6 protein-coding genes are annotated in these 6063 nt (G+C 59.0%); 3 read left to right on the top strand and 3 right to left on the bottom strand.

Annotated elements, in window-relative coordinates; translation table 11 throughout:
- The 3 genes from WA354_RS13820 to WA354_RS13810 all read right to left on the bottom strand — a co-directional run.
- Positions 1-478: AAA family ATPase (locus tag WA354_RS13820; protein WP_472813598.1), on the bottom strand; the 478-nt coding region annotated here is incomplete at its 3' end.
- Positions 479-490: 12 nt separating this feature from the next.
- Positions 491-1063 carry an ATP-dependent protease subunit HslV gene (gene hslV / locus WA354_RS13815; RefSeq protein ID WP_472813597.1) on the bottom strand — a complete coding sequence of 191 codons (573 nt, stop codon included), beginning with the start codon at positions 1061-1063 and terminating at the stop codon, positions 491-493.
- A 130-nt stretch (positions 1064-1193) separates the two neighbouring features.
- Positions 1194-2471, bottom strand: coding sequence for an amidohydrolase family protein (locus WA354_RS13810; protein WP_472813596.1), 1278 nt, complete (start codon positions 2469-2471; stop codon positions 1194-1196).
- A 139-nt stretch (positions 2472-2610) separates the two neighbouring features.
- Between WA354_RS13810 and WA354_RS13805 the strand changes: the two genes are divergently transcribed.
- The 3 genes from WA354_RS13805 to WA354_RS13795 all read left to right on the top strand — a co-directional run.
- A complete protein-coding gene (locus WA354_RS13805; RefSeq protein WP_472813595.1) occupies positions 2611-4155 on the top strand; it encodes a M16 family metallopeptidase in 1545 nt (514 codons plus the stop codon).
- Positions 4156-4196: 41 nt separating this feature from the next.
- Positions 4197-5672 carry a M16 family metallopeptidase gene (locus tag WA354_RS13800; protein ID WP_472813594.1) on the top strand — a complete coding sequence of 492 codons (1476 nt, stop codon included), beginning with the start codon at positions 4197-4199 and terminating at the stop codon, positions 5670-5672.
- Positions 5669-6063 (top strand): NTP transferase domain-containing protein (locus WA354_RS13795; RefSeq protein WP_472813593.1); only part of this gene is annotated, 395 nt, incomplete at its 3' end. The genes WA354_RS13800 and WA354_RS13795, both read left to right, overlap by 4 nt.

The following is a 6063-nucleotide window of genomic DNA, read 5'->3' as shown; positions in this document are numbered from 1 at the left end:
ATTGCGGCGTGGACGGGGGCGGAGGCAGCAGAATATCGAGAAGGCGTTCTTCGGCGTTCATCTCCGCCTTGTCCTCGACTTCTTCGAGGCGTTCTTCTCGCACCATGTCGATAGCGATCTCGACGAGATCGCGGATCATGGATTCGACGTCGCGGCCTACGTAGCCAACCTCGGTGAATTTGGAGGCTTCGACTTTCAGGAACGGCGAATTGGTGAGCTTGGCGAGGCGGCGCGCGATTTCAGTTTTGCCTACGCCAGTGGGCCCGATCATGATGATGTTCTTAGGCATGATGTCGTCGGCGATGTCGGGCGGGAGCTTCTGGCGTCGCTGGCGATTGCGCAGCGCAATGGCCACGGCGCGCTTGGCCGGGCGCTGGCCTACGACATGTTTGTCAAGCTCGGCGACAATTTCTCGCGGAGTCAGTTCGTCGAGCGCGATGTCTTGTTCTTCGGCGGATGCGGGAAGGTAGATGGCCATGGGTGGGGGCGCCTAGCCCTTCAACTCCTCGAAGGTGATTCTGTCGTTGGTATAGATGCAAATGTCGGCGGCAATCTTCATGGCCTTGGCGGCAATCTCGTGGGCATCGAGGTCGGTGTTCTCCATGAGAGCGCGCGCGGCAGCGGTAGCGAAACTTCCGCCCGAGCCGATGGCGGCGATGGGCTCATCGGGATCGATCACGTCGCCAGAGCCGGAGAGAAGGAAAGTCTGGCCCTGGTCGGCTACTACGAGCAGAGCTTCGAGGTTGCGCAGCATCTTGTCGGTGCGCCAGTCCTTGGCGAGTTCCACGGCGGCGCGGTTGAGGTTGCCGGCGTATTGCTCCAGCTTGGTCTCGAAGCGCGTGAAAAGGTTGAAGGCATCGGCAGTCGATCCGGCAAAGCCGGCGAGGATCTTGTCTTGATACAGGCGGCGAATCTTTTTCGCAGAATGCTTGAGTACGTGGTCTGCCATGGTGACTTGTCCATCGGAGGCCATAACCACCACTCCGTTGCGGCGCACGCAGATTACGGTTGTGGAACGAATGCGGCGATGCTCTGCTGCGGCGGATTTTTGGTTCGTGCTCAAAGCAAAACCCTCAGAAAAACAAGACTTCCGGCAAGCAGGACCGCCGGAAGCGCAGTTATCAGTATAGGACATGTAACCGAACCCACTCACCGCGATGAAGCTGGGATGAATGGGGCACAGCTGGAGGTAGTTAGCGCTGCCAAATCAATCCTCCCGACCGGATTACGGCGCGAACGTGGGAGAAATTTGTCAGATCGGTTGCGGGGTCGGCGTCGAGGATCGTGAGGTCGGCCAGCTTGCCTGGGGTCACGGTTCCTTTACTGTCGGAGACGCCCATGCGGGCGGCGGGATTCGTGGTCAACATGGCCAGCACGGTCTTCCAATCGAGGCCGCTCTTGCCGAGCTCCACGAATTCCCCCTCGGTGGTGTAGTCGGACATGTAGCCGACGTCGGTTCCGAAGATGAGGGTGCCCCCGAGCTGATGAAATTGCTGCACCTCGGCGCAGATGGGGTCCATGTAATGCGAGTCGGTAGTCACGGTGGAAGCAAACATCTTGAGGGTGGGGATCATGGCCATGTTTTTGCTGATGGCGGAACTCAGCAGCTTCGCATCCACGCCACGGGTGTCGTCGGCGGCGTGGGCCAGCACGTCCACACCGCTGTCGATGGCCACCTGCACACCGGCGAGGTTGGAGGGATGGGCGAAGACGAGTTTGCCGTTGAGGTGCGACTCGGTGACGGCTGCCCGGGCAATATTCACCGGCATGGGCAGCACGTGTCCGCGCGCGATCCACGAGCCCGTGAAGAGCTTGGTGAGGTCAGCGCCTGACGCCAGGTTGCGGCGGACGATGCGGGTTGCATCCGCGGGTGTATCGGGCTGCGGCAGCATCGCAACTATCCATTCCGGAGCGGTCTCACGGATATAAAAGGGCACGCCATGGGGCGGGTACACCGGAGTTCCCGCCGTGTAGATGTAGGGACCGGTCAGTTCGCCTTTTTCGATGCGGCGGCGGATGGAGAAAGTGTCAGCGGGATTGGAAGCGAGATCGATGACGGTGGTGAATCCGCGGCTGAGGAACATGTCGGCAAGCTGCGGGTTAAGCGTGGCAGCGGATTTCCAATTGGCCATCGACCACTTGGGCTCGGTGAAATGGACGTGGGCATTCCAGAAGCCGGCGGTTACGACGCAATGATCACAAGGCACTATGGTGGCGTCGCTGGGAACGACAACCTGATTCCCTACCGCCGCGATGAGGCCGTCGCGGACCAGCACGGTGCCGTCTTCAATGGGGGGATCATTGGGCGAGGTGTAAATCCTCGCATGTTCAATCGCCAACGTTCCCCTGGCCAGTTTGAGCGGCGGATGCGACCCGTGGCGGGGATAGAATTCAATGAGCCAGACTGCGGCGCCGGCAACAACAAAAAGGATCAATAGCAGGGAAAAGAGACGAAACAGCCACCGTCGCATACGCGGACCTCATCCGTTCAGAGATAATACGCAGCGGGCGGGCAACAGTTCACGCGAATCGCTGTTTGACGCGTCCAAGTACAGCAAATAGCTTTGGAACAGGGGTACGTGCGTTCGCGCCCCGCTCGGAGGAGCAAAGATGCAAAGGAACTTGCCGGGACGGCTCGCATTTGCGGCCGTTTTTGCGGCCATGTTTTTGGTCTGCGGGACCGGAATAGCCCAGGATCTGAAGAGTTTCGAGCAGCGGATCACGACCAAAGTGCTGCCCAATGGACTCACGATCCTGATCTGCGAGAGGCCGGAAGCGCCGGTCTTCAGCTACGTAACCTTTGTGGATGCGGGCGACGTAGATGACCCGATGGGCCAGAGCGGGCTGGCACATATGTTTGAGCATCTCGCCTTCAAGGGCACCGACCAGATTGGCACCACGGACTACGCTGCGGAAAAGGTGGCTCTCGACCGAGTTGAAGCCTCTGAACGCGCGCTCGAGGCTGAGGCGCTCAATCCCCTGGGCAGTGATCCCAAGAAGCTCGACGAGCTGAAGAAAGCCTTTGCTGCCGCGCAAGCGGACGCTGAAAAATACGTGATTCCCAACCAGTTCACGGATGTAGCGGTGCGCAACGGCGCGAACGGCCTGAACGCACAGACAGGGCTGGACGAGACGATGTACTTCTGGTCGATGCCCGAGAATCGCCTGGAGCTGTGGGCATGGCTTGAGAGCAGCCGGCTGGCCAACACGGTTCCGCGCGAGTTCTACAAGGAACGGTCTGTGGTGCTGGAAGAACGCCGCATGCGCACCGACTCCAACCCCATCGGCCGGCTTCTCGAGCAGTTGGCGGCAACAGCTTATGTCGCGCACAACTACGGCCGCAGCGGCGTGGGCTGGCCCAGCGAGGTCAGCCAGATCACGGCAACGGAGGCAATGAACTTTCACCAGAAGTACTACGTTGGATCAAACATCGTGATCGCGGTGGTGGGTGACGTGAAGGCCGCCGATGCAATGCCGATCCTGGAGAAATATTTCAGCAAGGTTCCCGGCGGACCGAAGCCGCTGGACTTGACGACAGTCGAACCAAAGCAATTTGCGGAAAAGTCAGTCGTCATCAAAGACCCCAGTCAGCCGATTTACGTTGAGTCGTATCATCGCCCCAGCTATCGCAGCCCTGACGATGCGGTGTATGACGCGATCAGCGACATTCTGTCGAATGGACGGGTCTCACGCATGTATCGCAGCATGGTGCGCGACCAGCAGATTGCCGCTGAGGCAGCGGGCTTCGGTAATTTCCCTGGCGTAAAGTACCCCAGTCTCTTCACATTTGGAGCCGTGCCGCTACCGGGCCATACCAATGCGGAGATGGCGACCGCGATCCACAAGGAAATTGAGAAGCTGAAGACCGCAGATGTTACAGATGCGGAGCTTGCCATGTATAAGACCCGGGCGCGGGCGGATCTGTTGCGCGGGCTTGCCGATAACCAGGGCCTGGCTAATTCGCTGGCGGAATACCAGACGCGCTATGGAGACTGGCGTGAGCTTTTCAAACAACTGGATCGCGTGGACAAGGTGACCAAGGCCGATATTCGGCGTGTCGCCAACCAGGTATTCGTCGCCTCAAACCGCACGTCGGCTCAAATCGACACGCAAGCTCCCGCTGCACCCGCAAAGAACGACGGAGGCGCACAGTGAAGAACAGTGGTCAGTGGTCAGTGGTCAGGGATCGATTCAGATTGTCTAAGCACGCTCTGGCTCGCGCCTTTTTTGTCGCATTTTCGTTTTTGCTGATTGCGGGTGTTTCGCCGGCACAGCAGAACAAACCATGGGAGAAGATTCCGATTCCGCCGCTGCACGAGTTCAAACCGCAGCAGCCAAAGCGGATTGCGCTGAAGAATGGCATTGTGCTGTTCCTGCAGGAAGATCATGAGCTTCCATTTGTCTCCGGTTCCGTGCTGATACCGGGCGGATCACGCGATGAAGATCCAGCGAAAACCGGATTGATTGGACTTTATGGCCAGACGTGGCGCACCAGCGGCACCGCGAAGATGGACGGCGATGCGATGGACGACCTGCTGGAGTCAAAGGCCGCGCACATTGAAACCGGCGGAGACGATGACTCGACCGCAGTCTCGTGGGATTCGCTGAAAGCGGACACAGACCAGGTCTATGGCCTGGCGATGGATCTTTTGTTCCATCCAAAATTTGATGAGCAAAAGCTACGGCTCGCGCAGCAACAGGAAGCGACCGGCATCGTGCGCCGTAATGATGAGGAAAGCCAGATTGCCGGGCGCGAAGCGGCGAAGCTGGTGTACGGAGCCGACAGCCCATATACGCGGCAGCCGGAGTTGGCAACGATTGGGAGAGTCACGATTGCGGATCTGCAGGCTTGGCATGACCGCAGTCTTGGCGGCAAGCTGATCATCAGCATCAGCGGCGACTTTGATTCCGCCGCGATGGAAGCAAAACTGCGCGCCACGTTCGAGGGGTTGCCGCAGGCCAAGCCAAATCCGGTGCGGCATGAGGTGTTTCATGGCCCAACGCCGGGCGTCTATTTCATCAACAAGGAAGACGTGAACCAGTCGCAAGTGATGATCGTGGGCCTCGGAATCGAGCGCCGCAATCCTGATGTTCCCAGCGTTGCGATGATGAATGACGCGTTTGCGGGTGGGTTTGCGAGCAGGCTGTTTCAAAAAGTGCGCACGCAGCTTGGGCTCGCATACGAAGTTGGCGGAGGACTGGGGTTTGGCTGGGATCATCCGGCCACTTTCCAGGCCGTGGTGCTGACGCAGAGCGCAACAACCGTGGACGCTATTCAGCAAACCTACAAGGTGATGGATGGGTTGACGACGCAGCCGTTCACTGAGGAAGAACTGAAACGCGCCAAGGACAATATTCTGAATTCGTTCCTGTTCCGGTATGACACCAAGGACAAGGTGCTTGCGGAGCGAGTGCGTCTGGAGTTCTACGGATACCCAGCGGACTATCTTGAGACCTACAAGGCTGCGCTGGAGAAAGTTACCGTCGCCGATTTGAATGCTGCCGCGAAGAAGTACATTCATCCCGACAAGTACGCGGTACTGGTGGTCGGCAATGGTCCTGAGATCAAGCCGGGACTGGATGATCTCAAGATGGGGCCGGTACACAAGATCGACATCACCATTCCCGGCGCGCCGGGCGGCAAGAGCGGCGGAGCGGAAGGACAACAGTGAGCGAGGGATCGAGCAAGGCAGCGCAGTCTGCTCCAAAGCTGGCCGTGGTGATCATGGCGGCCGGCAAAGGCACACGGCTGAAGTCACGCCGGCCGAAGGTACTTCACGAGGTCGGCGGCAAGCCTCTCTTGAGCCATGTGATCGCAACCGCCGGCCGGCTGGCAGAAAACGAGGATATTTTTGCAATCGTTGGACACCAGGCGGAGAGCGTGCGCGAAGCAATGTCTGGAAGCCGCGTGCAATTCATCGAACAGACAGAGCAGCGCGGAACGGGGCACGCAATTCAGTGCGCGCGCCAAGCGATCTCAGCGTACGAACACATCATTGTTCTTTCCGGCGATGTGCCGCTGATCCAGGCGGAGACACTGCAGCACCTGATGACGCTGCACCT

It is taken from the genome of Occallatibacter sp. (assembly GCF_049802275.1).
In the GTDB taxonomy this organism is placed as follows: Bacteria; Acidobacteriota; Terriglobia; order Terriglobales; family Acidobacteriaceae; genus Telmatobacter.
This window is presented reverse-complemented; position numbering and strand designations above follow the sequence as displayed.

Excerpts from the sequence above, each read along its gene's own strand:
- WA354_RS13810 (WP_472813596.1), bottom strand. The coding sequence starts at position 2,471 with ATGCGACGGTGGCTGTTTCGTCTCTTTTCCCTGCTATTGATCCTTTTT.
- WA354_RS13805 (WP_472813595.1), top strand. The coding sequence starts at position 2,611 with ATGCAAAGGAACTTGCCGGGACGGCTCGCATTTGCGGCCGTTTTTGCG.